This window comes from Pseudothermotoga elfii DSM 9442 = NBRC 107921 (genome assembly GCF_000504085.1).
Lineage (GTDB): Bacteria > Thermotogota > Thermotogae > Thermotogales > DSM-5069 > Pseudothermotoga_B > Pseudothermotoga_B elfii.
The window spans coordinates 553716-570129 of sequence record NC_022792.1; the positions used below are offsets into that span (position 1 = coordinate 553716).

Annotated in this window: 16 protein-coding genes and 1 tRNA gene; 14 read left to right on the plus strand and 3 right to left on the minus strand. The window is 38.5% G+C overall.

Annotation, left to right across the window (positions count from 1 at the left end; translation table 11 throughout):
* Positions 1-21 precede the first annotated feature (21 nt).
* The 4 genes from TEL01S_RS02625 (at position 22) to ispF (ending at position 2590) form a co-directional block, all read left to right on the plus strand.
* A complete protein-coding gene (locus TEL01S_RS02625) occupies positions 22-585 on the plus strand; it encodes a TetR/AcrR family transcriptional regulator (RefSeq protein WP_012002578.1) in 564 nt (187 codons plus the stop codon).
* Between the two features lie 35 nt (positions 586-620).
* A tRNA-Ala gene (locus TEL01S_RS02630) sits at positions 621-696 on the plus strand.
* Between the two features lie 57 nt (positions 697-753).
* A complete protein-coding gene (dnaB, locus tag TEL01S_RS02635) occupies positions 754-2106 on the plus strand; it encodes a replicative DNA helicase (RefSeq protein WP_012002579.1) in 1353 nt (450 codons plus the stop codon).
* The gene (gene ispF, locus TEL01S_RS02640; RefSeq protein ID WP_012002580.1) at positions 2099-2590 is read left to right on the plus strand and encodes a 2-C-methyl-D-erythritol 2,4-cyclodiphosphate synthase; all 492 of its coding nucleotides are present in this window, start codon (positions 2099-2101) and stop codon (positions 2588-2590) included. Before dnaB ends, ispF begins: the two co-directional genes overlap by 8 nt.
* On the opposite strand, the gene TEL01S_RS02645 is transcribed toward ispF, so the two are convergent.
* From TEL01S_RS02645 to TEL01S_RS02655, 3 genes are read right to left on the minus strand one after another with little or no spacing between them, the layout of a single operon-like run.
* Positions 2561-3340: a hypothetical protein gene (locus TEL01S_RS02645; RefSeq protein ID WP_228369031.1), complete on the minus strand. Its 780-nt coding sequence runs from the start codon at positions 3338-3340 to the stop codon at positions 2561-2563. The genes ispF and TEL01S_RS02645 overlap by 30 nt on opposite strands.
* Positions 3264-4067, minus strand: coding sequence for a Cof-type HAD-IIB family hydrolase (locus TEL01S_RS02650; RefSeq protein ID WP_012002582.1), 804 nt, complete (start codon positions 4065-4067; stop codon positions 3264-3266). Before TEL01S_RS02650 ends, TEL01S_RS02645 begins: the two co-directional genes overlap by 77 nt.
* Positions 4064-4906, minus strand: coding sequence for a phospholipase D-like domain-containing protein (locus TEL01S_RS02655; protein WP_161632315.1), 843 nt, complete (start codon positions 4904-4906; stop codon positions 4064-4066). The genes TEL01S_RS02650 and TEL01S_RS02655 overlap by 4 nt, the downstream gene beginning before the upstream one ends.
* 72 nt (positions 4907-4978) lie before the next feature.
* On the opposite strand from TEL01S_RS02655, the gene TEL01S_RS02660 reads away from it, so the two are divergent.
* From TEL01S_RS02660 to TEL01S_RS02705, 10 genes are all read left to right on the plus strand, one after another.
* Complete coding sequence (locus tag TEL01S_RS02660; RefSeq protein WP_012002584.1) at positions 4979-5593, plus strand: MBL fold metallo-hydrolase; 615 nt, start codon at positions 4979-4981, stop codon at positions 5591-5593.
* Positions 5590-6069: a DUF3242 domain-containing protein gene (locus TEL01S_RS02665; protein ID WP_028843395.1), complete on the plus strand. Its 480-nt coding sequence runs from the start codon at positions 5590-5592 to the stop codon at positions 6067-6069. Before TEL01S_RS02660 ends, TEL01S_RS02665 begins: the two co-directional genes overlap by 4 nt.
* Positions 6063-6755 (plus strand): glycerophosphodiester phosphodiesterase family protein, encoded by a 693-nt coding sequence (locus TEL01S_RS02670; protein ID WP_028843394.1) that lies wholly within the window; start codon positions 6063-6065, stop codon positions 6753-6755. The genes TEL01S_RS02665 and TEL01S_RS02670 overlap by 7 nt, the downstream gene beginning before the upstream one ends.
* A 65-nt stretch (positions 6756-6820) precedes the next feature.
* Positions 6821-7675 carry a UDP-N-acetylmuramate dehydrogenase gene (gene murB, locus TEL01S_RS02675; RefSeq protein WP_028843393.1) on the plus strand — a complete coding sequence of 285 codons (855 nt, stop codon included), beginning with the start codon at positions 6821-6823 and terminating at the stop codon, positions 7673-7675.
* The gene (locus tag TEL01S_RS02680; protein WP_012002588.1) at positions 7672-8256 is read left to right on the plus strand and encodes an IMPACT family protein; all 585 of its coding nucleotides are present in this window, start codon (positions 7672-7674) and stop codon (positions 8254-8256) included. The genes murB and TEL01S_RS02680 overlap by 4 nt, the downstream gene beginning before the upstream one ends.
* Positions 8253-8789 (plus strand): tetratricopeptide repeat protein, encoded by a 537-nt coding sequence (locus TEL01S_RS10670; protein WP_012002589.1) that lies wholly within the window; start codon positions 8253-8255, stop codon positions 8787-8789. Before TEL01S_RS02680 ends, TEL01S_RS10670 begins: the two co-directional genes overlap by 4 nt.
* On the plus strand, positions 8789-10105 hold the full coding sequence (locus TEL01S_RS02690) for a phosphoglucosamine mutase (RefSeq protein WP_012002590.1): 1317 nt from the start codon (positions 8789-8791) through the stop codon (positions 10103-10105). Before TEL01S_RS10670 ends, TEL01S_RS02690 begins: the two co-directional genes overlap by 1 nt.
* Complete coding sequence (locus TEL01S_RS02695) at positions 10102-14220, plus strand: acyl-CoA dehydratase activase (RefSeq protein WP_028843392.1); 4119 nt, start codon at positions 10102-10104, stop codon at positions 14218-14220. The genes TEL01S_RS02690 and TEL01S_RS02695 overlap by 4 nt, the downstream gene beginning before the upstream one ends.
* 22 nt (positions 14221-14242) lie before the next feature.
* Positions 14243-15184: a DNA polymerase III subunit delta gene (locus TEL01S_RS02700; protein WP_012002592.1), complete on the plus strand. Its 942-nt coding sequence runs from the start codon at positions 14243-14245 to the stop codon at positions 15182-15184.
* Positions 15181-16332 carry a TIGR04013 family B12-binding domain/radical SAM domain-containing protein gene (locus tag TEL01S_RS02705; RefSeq protein WP_012002593.1) on the plus strand — a complete coding sequence of 384 codons (1152 nt, stop codon included), beginning with the start codon at positions 15181-15183 and terminating at the stop codon, positions 16330-16332. The genes TEL01S_RS02700 and TEL01S_RS02705 overlap by 4 nt, the downstream gene beginning before the upstream one ends.
* Positions 16333-16414 lie beyond the last annotated feature (82 nt).

The window sequence follows — 16414 nt, forward strand, 5'->3', positions numbered from 1 at the left end:
TTCATGGCAGGGAGTGAAAAAATGTCCGATGCTCGTGAAAAGATTCTTCAAGCTGCCAGGGCCGCATTTTCAGAAAGGGGTTTTGATGGCGTTAGTGTCGAGGAAATAGCGCATCGTGCCGGAGTAAAAAAAGCGCTCATATACTATTATTTTTCCAGCAAGGAGACTCTTTTTGAAGAAGTATGGAATAATGCGCTTGAAGAACTTGAAAAACACATTTTTAAGGAAATAGAAGGAGAAAATTATTATATTAAGAAAATAAAGCGCTTTCTCAAAGCCTATGTGGATTTTGTGACGAGCAGAAAAATTCTCTCAAGAGTCATAGAAAGAGAAAAACCTGCTGTACTTAATGCTGCGAACAGTGGAGAAACATGGTCGAGGTTAAGAGACAGATATAATGTTTTTGTGGAAAGAGTTGCAAAGTTGATCGAAGAGGGAAAAGAGAACGAATTGATACATCCGGATATAGACCCCAAAGCAGCGGCAAAGTTGATTGCAGAAGCAATGAGTGATTCAACATCCGACCCTCCGATAGCAGAGTCGTTACAACTGCTGATTTTGCGTGGATTGATAAAAGAAAGTTGAAATTTGGCAGTGAAGGTTTTATAATCTATTCTGCTGGGGCCGTAGCTCAGTCGGGAGAGCGCTACCTTCGCAAGGTAGAAGCCGTGGGTTCAAGTCCCATCGGCTCCACCAACGGGGCGAACAAATGCCCCGTTTTTTGTGTTAGATTTTAATTGGAGGTTGGTGATTATGAATTTAGTTCCCCCACACAATCTTGAAGCAGAAGAAGCCTTGTTGGGAAGCATTTTGATTGATCCCAGTGTTGTTAACGATGTGATGGAAATATTGAAAAGTGAAGATTTTTACTCAAAGAAGCATCAAGTCGTTTTCGCAGTCATGGAAAGATTGTACGAAAGAGGAGATCCAATAGATATATTATCTGTGTGCGAGGAGCTGAAGAAAAACGGCCAGATGAAATTTGTCGGAAGTGATCTGGATATCGCAAAACTTGCGGAATCCGTTCCAACATCAGCTCATGCCATGCATTATGCCAGGATAATCAGGGACAAATCAATTCTCAGAAGCTTAATAGAAGCTGGCAGGAGTATTGTTGAATCTTCTTACGAGGAAAGGGAAGTGGATGAAATTCTTGACGAAGCAGAAAGGGTGGTTTTCGAAATAGCTGAATCTCGTGCAACAAAGACCTACAACCATATTGGAGCGATTATGCATCAAGTTTTTGAGAATCTCGAAGAGCTACGAACAAGGAGTTCGAATGTTCTGGAACCTGGAGCAGTGGTAAGTGGACTTCCAACAGGGTTGAAGTCTCTTGATAGGCAGACTACAGGTTTCCACAAATCGGACCTTGTAATTGTTGCGGCGCGACCATCAGTCGGAAAGACGGCCTTCGCGTTGACTATTGCACGAAATATGGCTGTGAAATTCAATTTATCAATAGGTGTATTCAGTTTGGAAATGTCGAAAGAACAACTTGCTCAGAGATTGCTTTGCACCGAATCCAGTGTGGATTTACACAAACTCAGGACGGGTTTTCTTACCAACGACGAATGGGAAAGACTCACGATAGGAGCATCGAGATTATACAAAGCCAATTTGATAGTTGATGATGAACCATCGCTGGACCCAAGAACACTCCGTGCAAAAGCCAGAAGAATGAAAAGAGAATACAATGTTGATGCAATTTTTGTTGATTATCTGCAATTAATGCATGTACGAGGAGGTTCGTCTGAAAGCAGACAGCAGGAAATATCTGAGATTTCGCGATCCTTAAAGTTGCTTGCAAGGGAGCTGAATGTGGTTGTAATCGCACTTTCGCAGCTCTCTCGTGCCGTTGAATCCCGAGAAGACAAAAGGCCTCGTTTGAGTGATTTACGTGAATCTGGCGCAATAGAGCAAGACGCAGATACGGTGCTCTTTATATATAGAGATGAATATTACAAGAAGAGCGATCGAATACATGAGCCTCATGAGGCAGAAATAATCATCGGTAAACAGCGAAATGGCCCGATAGGCACCGTGGTTCTCATGTTCGAACCGAAAACAGCCTCGTTTTACGAGATGGAGAGGATGCCGGATGAATGACCTTCGTGTTGGCATAGGTACGGACAGACATCCTTTTGTTGAAGGAAGAAAATTGATTCTTGCAGGTGTGGAGATAAACTCATCTGTGGGCCTTTTAGGTCACTCAGATGGTGATGCTCTATGCCATTCATTGATAGATTCTTTGCTTGGAGCAGTATGCTTGGGGGATATTGGCCAGTATTTTCCAGAAACTGATGAGTGGAAAGACGCTTCGAGTATTTTCTTGCTTGAAAAAATTATTGACATGATAAGGGATCAGGGCTGGGAAGTTGTGAATATAGATACGATTGTTACCTGTGGTAGAATCAGACTTTCTGATTACAGAGACGATATGATTAAAAATTTGTCGAAGATTATGAATATACCTGAACAGAGAATCAGTGTAAAATTCAAAAGTGCTAACGGGCTTGGTTTTGAATCTCAAGATGGGGTTTCCGTGTTGACTATATGTTTGTTAAGGGGCCCTTCCAGTAGGAATTCTTGAGCCGCGAATCACCTCTTTTGCTTGTTCAAGAAGCCATTCTTCATTTGAAAAGACCAGAACACCTGTTTTTGAGAAAGGCTGGTTCACATTGATAATTTCTTCTGATCTGCTTAAAAGAACAATAGCACCCTCAAGGACTTTTTTTCTTATTTGCTCAATTTCTGAAAGATTTACCTTGGTATCTATTCTTAGATTCGGCAATTTTCCTTTTACAGAGCCATCAACCAAGACGAAAACTGTTTCATAACCCAGATCTATCAGTTTTTGAATCTTATTTTCACTTTCCACAAGGGATGGATAAATTGCTTTTCGATTCACTAAGGCCCTTACAACTTCTGCATCTATATTTCCTGTAGCATTCACCACTGGAATAACGCCGCTGTTTACAAAGCCTTCAGCAAGGTATGTGATAACCTGTGCGGTAATATATGGAGAACGGGAAATTCTATCAACTGGATTGGGATCGAGCTCATCAAGTGTGTCAAGTGTACCGAAAGCAACATAATTAAAACCGTATGAACGTGCAACCATCCCGGCAAAATACCCCACATCTCTGGCTATATCAAGATTCTGATTGCACCCCATACTTAAAAGTGAGATGTCTTTCAAAAGAACCTGAAGAGGTACATTTAGTAAACAATCAGCGTGAACATATTTGAGCTGTGTGCAAATATCAATTCCAAATGCCTCGCTCAAACATATCAATGATAAAAGTACCAGGACCACCTTTTGTGTTATCCTCAGTAACAAAATCAGCAACCTCCTTAAGTGATCTGGTTGCATTGTTGACAGCCACTTTTACTTTAACAGACATCAACAAGGGTATATCGTTGTCATTGTCTCCAAATGCGGCAGCTTCGTATAAGTTCCAGTTTTTTTCTCTTGCCAGTATCTGAAGAGCTCTTCCTTTGTTAATCTCAAATGGAACAAAATCAAGATAATTTTCAAACGATTTGAAGATTGAAAGATTGGGAAAACTTTCTCTCAATTTTGGTATAACAGGCTCCAATCTTTCCGGGCTGTCGATTGCCAGTATTTTCGTGGGGGCATTTTTTCTCACTGCTTCTGCCAGATCTGGTACTACTGTTAGCTCAATTTGTGAATGATCACTGTAAGCTTTCGCAAAGTCATTTTCTTCCTCGACTACGAGTTTATCATTTATATATGCCTGCCTGTGGATTTTCAATATTCTAAGCACTTTAACAACTTCCTCGGCCGTTTCTGGGTTGATCCTTATATCAAGGATCTTACCTTTGTTTTCGATCCAAACAACAGATCCATTGTAAGCTATTAAAGAAAATTCCCTGTCAAAATAACGGCGCAATAATTTTGTGATAGACGGGAGCATTCGGCCACTGGCAAAAACAATTTCTTTTCCTCTTTCCAGAAGTAATCTGATGGCTTCAAGATTTTTCGGATGGATATCATGTGAGTCCATCAAAATCGTTCCATCCAGATCAAATATGAAGATTTTCAGAACGGTTCACCTCTCTCCCAAATAGTCTCAAAGTACTCCATATATTTTTTCAGAACATTCCTGTTCTTCAAAACTATCAGCATCTCGGCGTTTCTTGAATACCCGCTTTTTGTTGCGTTCGCAGAGCCTGTTAGAACAGTTTTGCCGTCGATTATAAATAATTTGCTATGCAATGTCATATCTCTTATAACTCTCGTTTGTATGGCTGTGAATGGCAGTTTGCATAAATTTGAGTTATTAAGGAACCATTCATCGACTAATAATCTTACACGAATTTTTTTGCTTGAGAGTATCTTCAACGTTGCCCACACTGACGGATGAGTCAGGGCATACATGGCCACATCGACGCTTTTCTTGGCTTTTGAAAGTTCACACAAAACTGTTTCCTCAATATTGGTTGTTGTTGCATAAAGATCATCAGATCTCAATCGTATTTTCCCAAAAAATCCGTTCCAGAGATCATCAAAAAAATTCTGAAATTTTGCCCCCATATTTGGATCGTTGATTATCAGAATATCATTAAAAGATCTCTGTATACTATGAGAAGTAAAATTCGCTGATCCTATTATTGAAATCTTCTGATCAACCAGAATCACCTTCAGATGAAATAACGAACTCTCAGCATCGATTTTCAATGGTATGTTACTCGCATATAATGGTGTTTCTGAAATAACTTTGACATCCACTCCTCTTTTTACTGCTCCTTCAAGTGATTTTATTATAGACGGCTCATCAATTGAAAATGTGCATATCGAAATACTGTATTCGGCTCTTTCAAGAATACTCACTATGTCGATAGCAGACATAGGTGTAAAAATAACCTCTATAGCTACAATCAAACGTGCTATTATTAATAAACAAAGGGTAAGATGCCTGATCATACTAATCAGATTATACAGGAGGTAGATATCATGATTCATGAAATAAACGAAATTGTATCTCTTGTTTCAACAGGCCCTATAGGAACAAACACATATATCTTGAAAAATTCTCCAGTGATTGTTATAGATCCAGGTTTTGGGATAGGGCATCATTTAAAAGAAGAGTGTGTGGTTTTGTTAACCCACAGCCATTATGACCACATATGTGGCTTGAATGAAATAAAAGTTACGAAAGTTTATGTTTCTGAGGAAGATCTTCAAGGTCTTGGTGATCCATCAGTCAATAAATCACGCTTTTTTGGAAACTCTTTCGTTTACGATGGATCTTTTGATATATTTCAGGATACTCTGACAATAGGTAAATGGCATTTTGATGTTATAAGAACTCCCGGGCATACGAAGGGTTCCGTAGTCCTTTCAACAGATGGGATGTTTTTCACTGGTGATACAATTTTTATGGATAGTATAGGCAGAACAGATTTCCCGGAATCTGATGAAAAAAAGATGGTAGAGAGTATAAAAATGCTTTTGAATATTTTTAAAAAAGTTGATCCGGATTTATTGGTTTTGCCTGGACATATGGAATGGGGTAAAGTTAAAGAACTCCTGAAAAGAAACTATTTTCTAAGGGAGGCGCTGATTTGAAAAAGACTTTGATTGTGCTGCTTGTTTTGTTCTTTTTCTCAAGCTGTATGATCAGGCCAATTTACGTTCCACCAAGAGTTTATTCGATAAGTTCTGCTGTGAAATCTTTGCAAGATTCGTATTTGCTTGTTTTTGTTGAGGAAGTGGATGGATATGGCCCCGTTGAGGCAAAGGGCGTGGTTGCAAGCTATGTTCACGATGGAAAGAATTACCTTTTCTACGGATTCAAATTTTATGACGACTCACCAAAAGTGTACTGGAAGAAAATCGTTAAGGAAATTGGAATATGGAGTTCACGTACCTACTTTGATCTGTTAAACAGTGGGTTATACAGCTCAAAGAAAGACGGAAAGTATATAGTAGTCTGGTGGAAAGATGTGTGGATGTTTATCGTGGAGTCATCCTCAAATGCGGAAGATTTTGCAAATTATGCCATGAACTGGTTCGCAAAATTAGGAGGTAGCGAGGGATGGTAATATTGGCGCACAGGGGTTATTCGGCAAAGTTTTTTGAGAATACACTGACAGCATTTAAAAAAGCTTTTGAATTTGGGGCAGATGGAGTGGAGCTTGATCTGAGGTCGACCAGAGACAATCAGATTGTGGTTGTTCACGATGATAATCTCGAGAGATTCTGTGGAATAAACGTAAAAATTTCCGATCTTAACCTTAGAGAACTCAGAGAGTATAATCGCGAAGGTGAAAAGATTCCATCGTTCGAAGAAGTGCTTTCAATAATACCACCTGGAAAAATTTTGAACGTTGAGTTGAAAGAACGTACGCCAGCTGAGAGCGCTCTGCAGGCCGTGAGAAAGTTGTTCTCGCCTCAAAACACAATTGTTTCCTCTTTTGATCATGATCTGATATCTTTTCTCATCAAACATTATCCGGATTTCAAATTTGGTTTTCTTGTTGGAGAAGAACTTCGAAATGATCCAATTGGTTTGATTCACTCGCTGCTTGAAGAAAAGCCTTACTCGATTCATCTTCCTGTTCAGCTTGTTGATTACCCACAATACTTCGAATCTATTTGCACGGCTATAAAATCGAAAAAGGTAGATATTTACATTTATACAGTTAATGATCCGGACAAATGCGTAAGGTTTGTAAATATGGTTGATGGAATCATAACAGATGAGGTTGAAAAATTCGTGACCTTATAGATTGATATTTCTGAAAACACCTGCTATATAAATATGATAGACAACAAAAGAGTATAATTATCCTGATGGAAAGAGATTTTTGCGAAATAAAACTTGACGAACCTCTAAAATATCATACAAGTTTTAAAATAGGTGGTCCTGCCCGTCTGTTCGTTGTTCCAAACTCAATCGAGGGGCTGATTTGTGCTCTGAGCCATTTCCCGGATGCGAAAATCCTTGGAAGGGGCACGAATATCCTGGCTCCGGATAGTGGTGTCGATGTTGTAATAAGCACAGTCAATTTAAATAAATGTTTTGTTGACGATGAATTGATTGTATGCGAGTCAGGAGCGTCATTGTTTTCGGTTTGCAAAAAGGCATCTCATAACAGTCTTTCAGGACTGGAATTTGCTTATGGTATACCGGGCTCCGTTGGTGGAGCAATATATATGAATGCAGGAGCTTATGGTGGTCAGATTTGTGATGTTGTGGCATGGGTTGAAGTTTATGATGGTGAAAAAGTTATGACCTTAGACAGATCGCAGCTCGAGTTCAGTTATAGAAAGAGTATTTTCCAGAGAACACGATGGATGATACTCAAAGCCGCTTTTAAATTGAAAAAGGCCGATATGAATGAAATAAATAATGCTATGGAAGAAATTATGACCAGAAGGATGGAATCTCAGCCTCTGGACATGCCAAGCGCAGGCAGTGTTTTTAAAAAACCGGGTGAAGATTTCTATGTTGCCCGGGTGATAGAAGAAATCGGGCTAAAAGGGCTGCGCGTTGGAGATGCACAAATATCTACAAAACACGCGGGATTTATAGTGAATCTCGGGGAAGCCAGATCGTCTGATGTATTGAAATTGATCGAGATAATCAGGCACCGTGTTAAGGAACATTGTGGTATTCAGCTGCAGTTAGAGGTGGAAATCTGGTGAATGGTTTTTATACAGTGGCAAAAGAGGGTTCATTCAAATTAAATGTGAAACGTTCGCTATTTTATTCTCATATTTTCGAAGTCTCTAATAATGAGAGTATTAGAGAAAAAATAAAATATTATAAGCAAAAATACATTGATGCAACCCATGTATGCTGGGCATACAGGCTTTACGAAACAGATGTGATTGAATTCTCTTCAGATGGTGGCGAGCCAAGTGGGACAGCAGGATTACCCATTTTGAATACTCTGAAGAAAAATAACATGATGAATACTTGTTGTGTGGTGGCTCGATATTTTGGTGGTGTAAAACTTGGTGTAAGAGGATTGATAGATGCTTATTCCGAGGCAGCTTATCAGGCTTTGAAAGATGCAGGAACGGTTGCACTGGTTTTGATGTATGAGCATATCTTTCGTTGTGATTACGCCAAAGTGAGTGATTTGATCAGATCGATTCAAAGTTTGAGTGGGAGGGTTAAAAACATCGAATATTCAGATGATGTAGTTGTTTCAGCAATAATTCCACAAAGATTGGATTACCCCGATATTGTCAGTGTAATCAAAAAGCTGGTGAAGATATGAATAGAGAGAAGTTTTTTCTGGTTTTGATGTCTATTTTCGCTATATTGTTCGTCATAGCGTTTTTGAATAACCGCGCGATGGAATCTTCTTTGGCAGAGTATCAAAAAATGATCAGAGCATATGAACTATACACAAATGGTTATTATGAGGATTTTTTTCATTATATTGAGCAGAACAATTTGCAAAATCTGACATATCTGAAGTCCTTAAAAAGGAATTACAGTGAATTTTACATAGAGGGATTGAAAAAATGCGTATCCGGTGATTATGAAGTAGCTATAGATTATTTCAAAGAATCGCTTGGAAATGTTGAAATTAGTAATCCACTTTACACTGAAATTTTGTATTATCTTGGGCTTTCTATGATAAACGCTGAAAAATATCAGGAAGCAGAAATTACACTTGAAAGACTTCTGGATTTTAAAGATTCCATATACGCTCAAAAAGGTCTAAGGCTTCTGATAAAACTGTATACAAAAACGGGGAATCTGGACAGAGCAAAAGAAATCGAAAAACTCATGGAGGTGGAATAATGAGGAAGCTTTTCGGAACCGATGGAATCAGGGGAGTGTATCAGGTTGATTTAACAGAAAGCATGGCTTACAAACTTGGATTTATTCTTGGCAAGAAATACCGTGGCGGTAAATTTCTCATTGTGAGGGACACACGCGAATCGGGAATGGCAATAGAAGAAGCAATTTGTGAAGGACTTTTGAAAAACGATGTGGTGGTTTTGCGTGGCGGGATACTTCCAACACCAGCGGCTGCTCTGGTGACAAGAGTTGAAGGCTGTTTTGGTGTGGTAATTTCAGCATCACACAATCCTTACTTTTACAATGGTATAAAGCTCTTAAAGAGTGGTTACAAGCTTTCAGATGAAGAAGAAATTGAAATAGAACGAGATTTTGAAAATGAAAAAGAACTGAATAAAACCAGATGTGGAAAAGTAATGAACTTTGCCGAAGCTCTGGATATATATGTGAACGCAATTTACGATATGTTTAAAGACATCGATTTTTCCGGTTTAAAGGTGGCAGTTGATGCTGCAAATGGTGCAGCTTACAGAACAACGCCAATTGTTTTGAACAAACTTGGAGTAAAAGTTTCGTGTTTTGCAGATCAGCCGGACGGAAGAAATATAAATCAGGGTTGTGGCTCTCTTTACCCTTCTTTTCTTAAAGAGAATATCAATGATTTTGATCTCGGTATTCTTCATGATGGGGATGCTGATAGGTGCATTTTTTTGACCAGAAATGGTAAAGAAATACACGGCGACAAAACGATGGGTGTTCTGGCTGATTGGATGAAGCAAGAATCGAGGCTCAAAAATGACATAGTTGTCGCAACTGTAATGAGTAACCTTGGCTTAGAAATTTTTCTGAGCCAGCGTGGTATAAAATTGATTCGAACAAAGGTTGGAGACAGATATGTTTTGGAACAGATGATATCACTTGAAGCCAATTTGGGTGGTGAAAGATCAGGGCACATCATTTTTCTGGATCGCTCAACGACAGGTGATGGATTGATAACAGCCATAGAGTTTTTAAGAGTGATGGTTTTATCCGGGAAGGATCCGTGTTATCTGGAATCGATGGTTATTGATTATCCACAGCATATGATTAATGTTGATGTTACAGATAAATCTGTTGCAGAGCACCCAAAATTAAAAGAAAAGATAGATCAATTTCAAAATGATGGCTATAGAATTATTGTGAGACCTTCTGGAACAGAACGGTTAATCAGAGTTATGGTAGAGGGAAAAGATGAATCGTCTGTAAAAAGTGTTGCTGAAGAGCTGGCAGAGTTTGTTAAAACAATGAGTTTCCTTGGAGAAGGTGAAAGTGTGTGAAAATAGGTTTGTGTTTGGGTTCAAGCAGCATTTCACTTTATTGTGATGAGATGCTGCCGATATGGGTCCAGCACAACGGAGATCCCTTTTCAGTACTTTCGAATTTGCTCAGAGATTTTCCAGATTCTATTCAGATTGCTTTTACTGGTCGAAAACTTAGAAGAAAGTTCAAGGTTCCTTCTTTGCCAGAGTCGGAAGCCTGCGAGCTTGCATATTCCAGTCTAAAACGAAAATATGGTGAATATCAGGCCATAGTAACTGCTGGTGGCGAAAATTTTGTCCTGTACAAACTTGGTAGCGATGGAAAAATAGCGGGTATTTATACCGGGAGCAAATGTGCTTCTGGAACAGGGGAGTTTTTCTTACAGCAAATAAAGAGAATGGGAATAGACCTTGGGAGTATAAATTCATTCACGTATGATGGTTTATACAAACTCTCATCGAGGTGCACTGTTTTCTGCAAAAGTGATTGTACTCATGCTTTGAATAAAGGTATACCAAAAGAAATGATACTGAATGGACTTGGCAAGGTTATGGCCGATAAGATTCTTCAACTCGCCAGAGCGGCGAAAGTTGATAAAGTTTTAATTGTTGGTGGAACCACAAAAAATCCACTTATGTTAAGGCATCTTGAAAACCAAATTGAATTCACTGTACCGGAGGAAGCCACCTACTTTGAAGCGTATGGCGCATATATATGGGTATCTATGGAAAATCCACCCAGAATTGGTAAAAGCCGGTTATTTGATTTTAAACGTTCTTCAGAATTTCCTCGTCATCCACCTCTTTCTCAATTTGTTGAGCTGGTAGAATTCAAGTCGATGGACATGGGGATTCCACAAATTGATGACGAATGCGTTCTAGGAGTTGATGTGGGTTCAACAACCACGAAAGCAGTTGTTGTAAGGATCAGTGATAAAAAAATTCTTGCCAGTAGTTACCTCAGAACACTTGGTGACCCGGTAAATGCTTCAAAAAACTGTTACAGGGAGATATTATCACAGCATCTACCTGTAAAAATAGTTGCAGTTGGCGTAACCGGCTCAGGAAGAAAAGTTGTGGGATTGCACGTGCGAACAGAAGCGGTTTACAACGAAATCATGGCTCATGCCAAAGCCGCGGCATATTTTGACCCAGAAGTTGATACTATTTTCGAAATAGGGGGTCAGGATGCAAAATATACATATTTAAATGAAGGCGTTCCTTATGATTATGCAATGAACGAAGCTTGTTCTGCGGGAACAGGTTCTTTTCTGGAAGAAGCCGCGCGGGAAGCTCTGGGAATAAATTACACAGATATAGCCGACAGAGCTTTGAGAGGGAAAAACCCTCCCAATTTCAGCGATCAGTGTGCAGCATTTATTAACAGTGATATCAAGACAGCCATTCAGGATGGTATTTCTTCTGAGGATATATGTGCTGGCTTAGTCTATTCAATATGTATGAACTATATGAATAGGGTAAAAGGAAACAGACCTGTTGGCAACAAACTTTTTGCGCAGGGAGGAACATGCTACAACAAAGCTGTGCCCATAGCTTTTGCGGCACTCACCGGTAAAAGAGTTGTTGTACCTCCTTATCCGGGGTTGATGGGAGCTTACGGCGTGGCTCTGATAACAATTGAAAATTTACAAAAAGGTATCCTCAAAAAAAATCTGTATGATCTCAAAGAACTCGCAGATCGCCAAGTGAAGTATTTGAAACCGTTTGTTTGTAAAGGCGGCAAAAGTGGATGTGATAGAAAATGCAATATCAGTGTGATAGAAATTGATGGTAAGCGGGTACCTTTTGGTGGCTCGTGCAATTTATATGAAAATATCAGGGAAAATAGAGTAACCGATGATACACTTGATTTTGTCAAAAAAAGAGAAAACCTTCTTTATTCGATTCCTCGTGTTGAAAATGCGCAAAAAAGAATAGGATTGAGCCGTTCATTTGCTATGAATAGCTTGTTTCCATTCTTTTCGGCTTTTTTTGCTCACATGGGATTTGAGATTGTTTTACCTGATGAACCTGATGAACATGCCAAAGATATCATGGGAGCAGAGTTTTGTTTTCCTGTCGAACAATCCCATGGCTTTTTGATTTCATTGCTCAGAAAAAAACCTGATTATATTTTTATTCCAAAAATTAGAGCCATAAAAATTGACCATTCGAGCAGTAAAGGTGTCTTTTGTCCATTTGTCCAAAGTGAATATGATTGGCTTAAGGCAGACATAAGTGAATTGGAGAATGTGAACATTTTAAGCTGCAGGATAGATTTCACAGAGAAACCTGACAGTGTTATCAAATCTTTGTATAAAATGCTTGAAAAAGCTGGTTTTAAATTGCGTGATGTTGAGAGAGCATATTCAGCAGGTATGCAAGCCCAAAAAAATTTTGGAGAGAAATTGAAGGAATTTGGTGTTGAATTTCTCAAAAAAGTCAGAGAGTTTGGAACGGGAATAGTAATTTTTGGGAGATCTTATAATGCCTTTCTGAGTTATGCCAATCTCGGAATTCCAAAAAAGATAGCAAGTTATGGTTATCCTGTTTCGAGTTTTGATATGTTGCCATTTGAAGATAAGAGTGGTTATGAAAACATGTACTGGGCATGGGGAGAAATGATATTAAAAGCAGCAAGATATGTCAAAAATATGCCAGATCTTTACCCTGTTTATATAACCAATTTTAGCTGCGGGCCAGATTCTTTTGTAATATCCTATTTTAAAGAAATAATGAAAGGCAAGCCGGCTTTAATTCTTGAGCTTGACAGCCATACAGCTGATGCAGGCATCGAAACACGTCTGGAGGCTTTTTTTGATGTGATAAAACATAGAAAAACGAAAGTTGAGAAACCTGCAATTAACAGCTTCATGGAGGTGAAGGTGGATAAAGCAGGTGTTTTTATAAAAAAAGATGACATGGTAATTCCATGGACAGATAGAAGGGTAAGACTTGTATTTCCAACAATGGGAGCGTTTGGCGCATCCTGTTTAGTGGCATCCTTTGAACACTTTGGTGTGCGTACACATGTTTGTCCAGAAATGGGAGAAATTGAATATAAGCTTGGCCGGGGGAATTCTCTTTCGAAAGAATGCCTGCCTCTGCACCTCACACTTGGTAGTTTGATAAGATATATATCTATCCGTCCAGAAAATGAGATAACTCTGTATTTTATGCCACAGACATCTGGGCCGTGTAGATTCGGGCAATACAACGTTTACATGAAATTATGGCTCAGGCAAAACAAAATCTCAGATGTTGCATTACTATCTCTGAACTCTGAAAATGCATACGGAGGTCTTGGGATAAACTTCACTATCAGGGCGTGGATTTCTATACTTATATCTGATCTGTACTCAAATATTGAAAAAACTATCTTAGCACTTCATCCCGATAGAGAATTTGCATCAAAACTCGTACAAACTCACAAGAGTGAAATTGTTAAATCGTTAAGAAGTCAAGATATATCAGGAATATTTAAAACATTAAAAAATATATCTACTGATCTGATCGAAATGAATCTATCAGAAAAATACAAAAATGCGCCAAAGGTTCTGTTAACCGGGGAAATATATGTCCGGTGGGATGAATTCAGCAGAAAAAAACTGGAAGATTTGTTTGCGTCATATGGCGTGGTTATGCAAGTATCCCCAATACATGAATGGATATATTATACTGATTATATATTTATGAAAAAATTGACAAGTAAAGATGCTCCTTTCTGGCAAAGAATAAAAAAGGCTTTAGAAATAGCTGTTAAGAGATACTTTGAAAAAAGAGTAAAACATATTTTCGAAGCTGCGGGTTTGTGCGATACAAGAATGTTGAATATAAATGAAATAATGGCGAATGCTTCTTTGCATCTTGATCCTGCTCTGACCGGAGAAGCGATCCTCACAATTGGCTCAGCACTCACAGAGATTGGAAAACATTACGAAGGAGTCGTTGCTATAGGACCGTTTGGCTGCATGCCAAGCAGGATTGCTGAAGCTATAATCAAGAACGCTTTAGAAAAGAGAGAAAAAAGATATCCATTTATAGCCCTTGAAGTTGATGGCAATCCATTCACGCCTTCTGTTGAAGCCAAGATAGATGCTTTTATTTCGCAGGTCAAATCTTTGAGAAGATGATATATTAACGAGAGGTGAGAATTTGGCAGTTATTTTTTTGAGTGGAGATGCTCGAGTTCTAAAAGATGAATATGTGGAAGCACTTTGCAGGAAAAAGATGCTGAAGAAAATTAAAATTTCTCTTGAAGAATCTAAAAGAATACCAGAGCTTGTTTCTCAAATGGGATTGTTCTCTAAGGATTTTCTAATAGATGTGGTGGATTTTGACGAATGGAAGAAGGTTGATCAAAAAGAATTGCTTCAACAACTTTCATCGAGCAATTTCTTAGCTGTGCTTAGAACATTTTCTACTTCCAGAAAAACAGATGTGATTGATTTCTCTCTTCCCAAACCTTGGGAAAAGGAAAAATGGATTGAGTATATAAGCAAAAGGTTCGAAAAGAGCTCTTTGGAATATAATTATGAAGGAGTAGAGAAATTCTTTGATTTTGTCGGAGCTGATGATCTTCTCATAGAAAGAGAAACGGAAAAACTTGCATGTATTGGTGAAAAGGTTACTCCAGATATAGTGTCTCTGGCAGTATGCAATTATTCAAAAATTCAGATGGAAGAGTTTTGTTTTGCAGTTTCTACATTAAACAGGCATGCTCATTACTTGCTTCATGATATGTCTTTTTATACCGAAATCGTTGCTTTAGTAAATGTCCTTAGCAAACACTTTGTCGATTTGTACAGGATACTTTCTGCTGTTGAAAAACGTGATAGTTATTCTTGGATGTATATAAAGAATATATCTCAAAAACTGAATATACCCGTTGTAAAATCGGCTAAATTTCTCGGTTTTTCCTTTAAAAATCAGCCATCTTCCATAAACCACGTTAAGATTTATAGTTTTGAAAAATTGAGGATTATATTAAGGCAACTTCAATACCTGGATCGTGAAGTTAAATCCTCAGAATACCGCCTGATTGCTATCCATGTTTTCATAGATTTCGTATTTCGTCTCATGGAGGGCGAAACTTGAAGATAATTTTTAGATTTCACAAACACAACAGATACAGCTTGATACCCCTTATCGCAGCGATTCACGACAAATTTCCATCAATTGAGATGGCATTTGTTGGCAGCCTAAATGAAATAATGAACATTTCTCCACCTGCTGTTGTTGCTTATTCGTTCATGAGTTTTGACGTTGATTGGGTATCTCAAGAGGTAAATATTTTGAAGAAAAAGGGATACGCTTTGATAGCGGGCGGCCCTCATGCAACTGCAAAACCAGAAGATGTCATCAGAATGGGGTTCGATCATGTCTTTAAGGGTGATGGAGAGGAAAATATACTGCTCTTTCTCAAAGGCGAAAGGAGCACTGTTTTTGATGGACTTGTTAAAAGGATTAATATAGATGAATATCCTCCATTTTGTAGCGATTTGGATCTGTTTATGCCTATTGAGATAACCAGAGGTTGCCCATTTGGATGCGCTTATTGTGAGGTTTCACTAATAGGTGGCAAAAAACCAAGGCATAGAAGTGTTGAGTCGATTGTTCACCATTGCAAAAGTGGTATAAATAAATCAAGATACATTGCAAGATTCATTACACCAAATGCGTTTGGATATGGTTCAGATGGGATGAAAGTTAACGTTGAGGCGATAGACAACTTGCTGTATAATCTGAAAAAAGTAGGAATGAAAGAGATTTATTTCGGCAGTTTTCCATCAGATGTTCGACCCGAGTTTGTCACTGATGAAGTGTTGAAAACAATAAAGAAATATGTCAACAACAGATATATAATCTTAGGTGCACAGAGTGGTAGCGACAGAGTTTTAAGATTGATAAAAAGATTCCACACAGTTGAGCATGTCGTCAGATCAGCCGAGATTGTTTTAAATAATGGGTTTGTTCCACGCGTTGATATTATTTTTGGATTTCCATTTGAAAACGAGGATGACCTGGCAAAAACATTTGATCTCATAAAAAAATTAGTTAAGATGGGTTGCAAAATTCATGCCCACACATTTATGCCCTTACCAGGGACAGAGTTAGAGTCATCTGGCCATGCTGTTCTCCCAGAGTGGGTGAGAAGGGAATTGAGCAGGTTTGCACAGGAAGGAAATCTCGATGGTTACTGGGAAAAACAGCTGTTTTTATCCAAGTATTTATCCGAGCTTTAAATTTGTTTTGCTAATCTTTCTGTGAAATTTTATTAACATCTACAGGGTTCTTATATGTTACATTTGTTTTGGAGGGAGACAA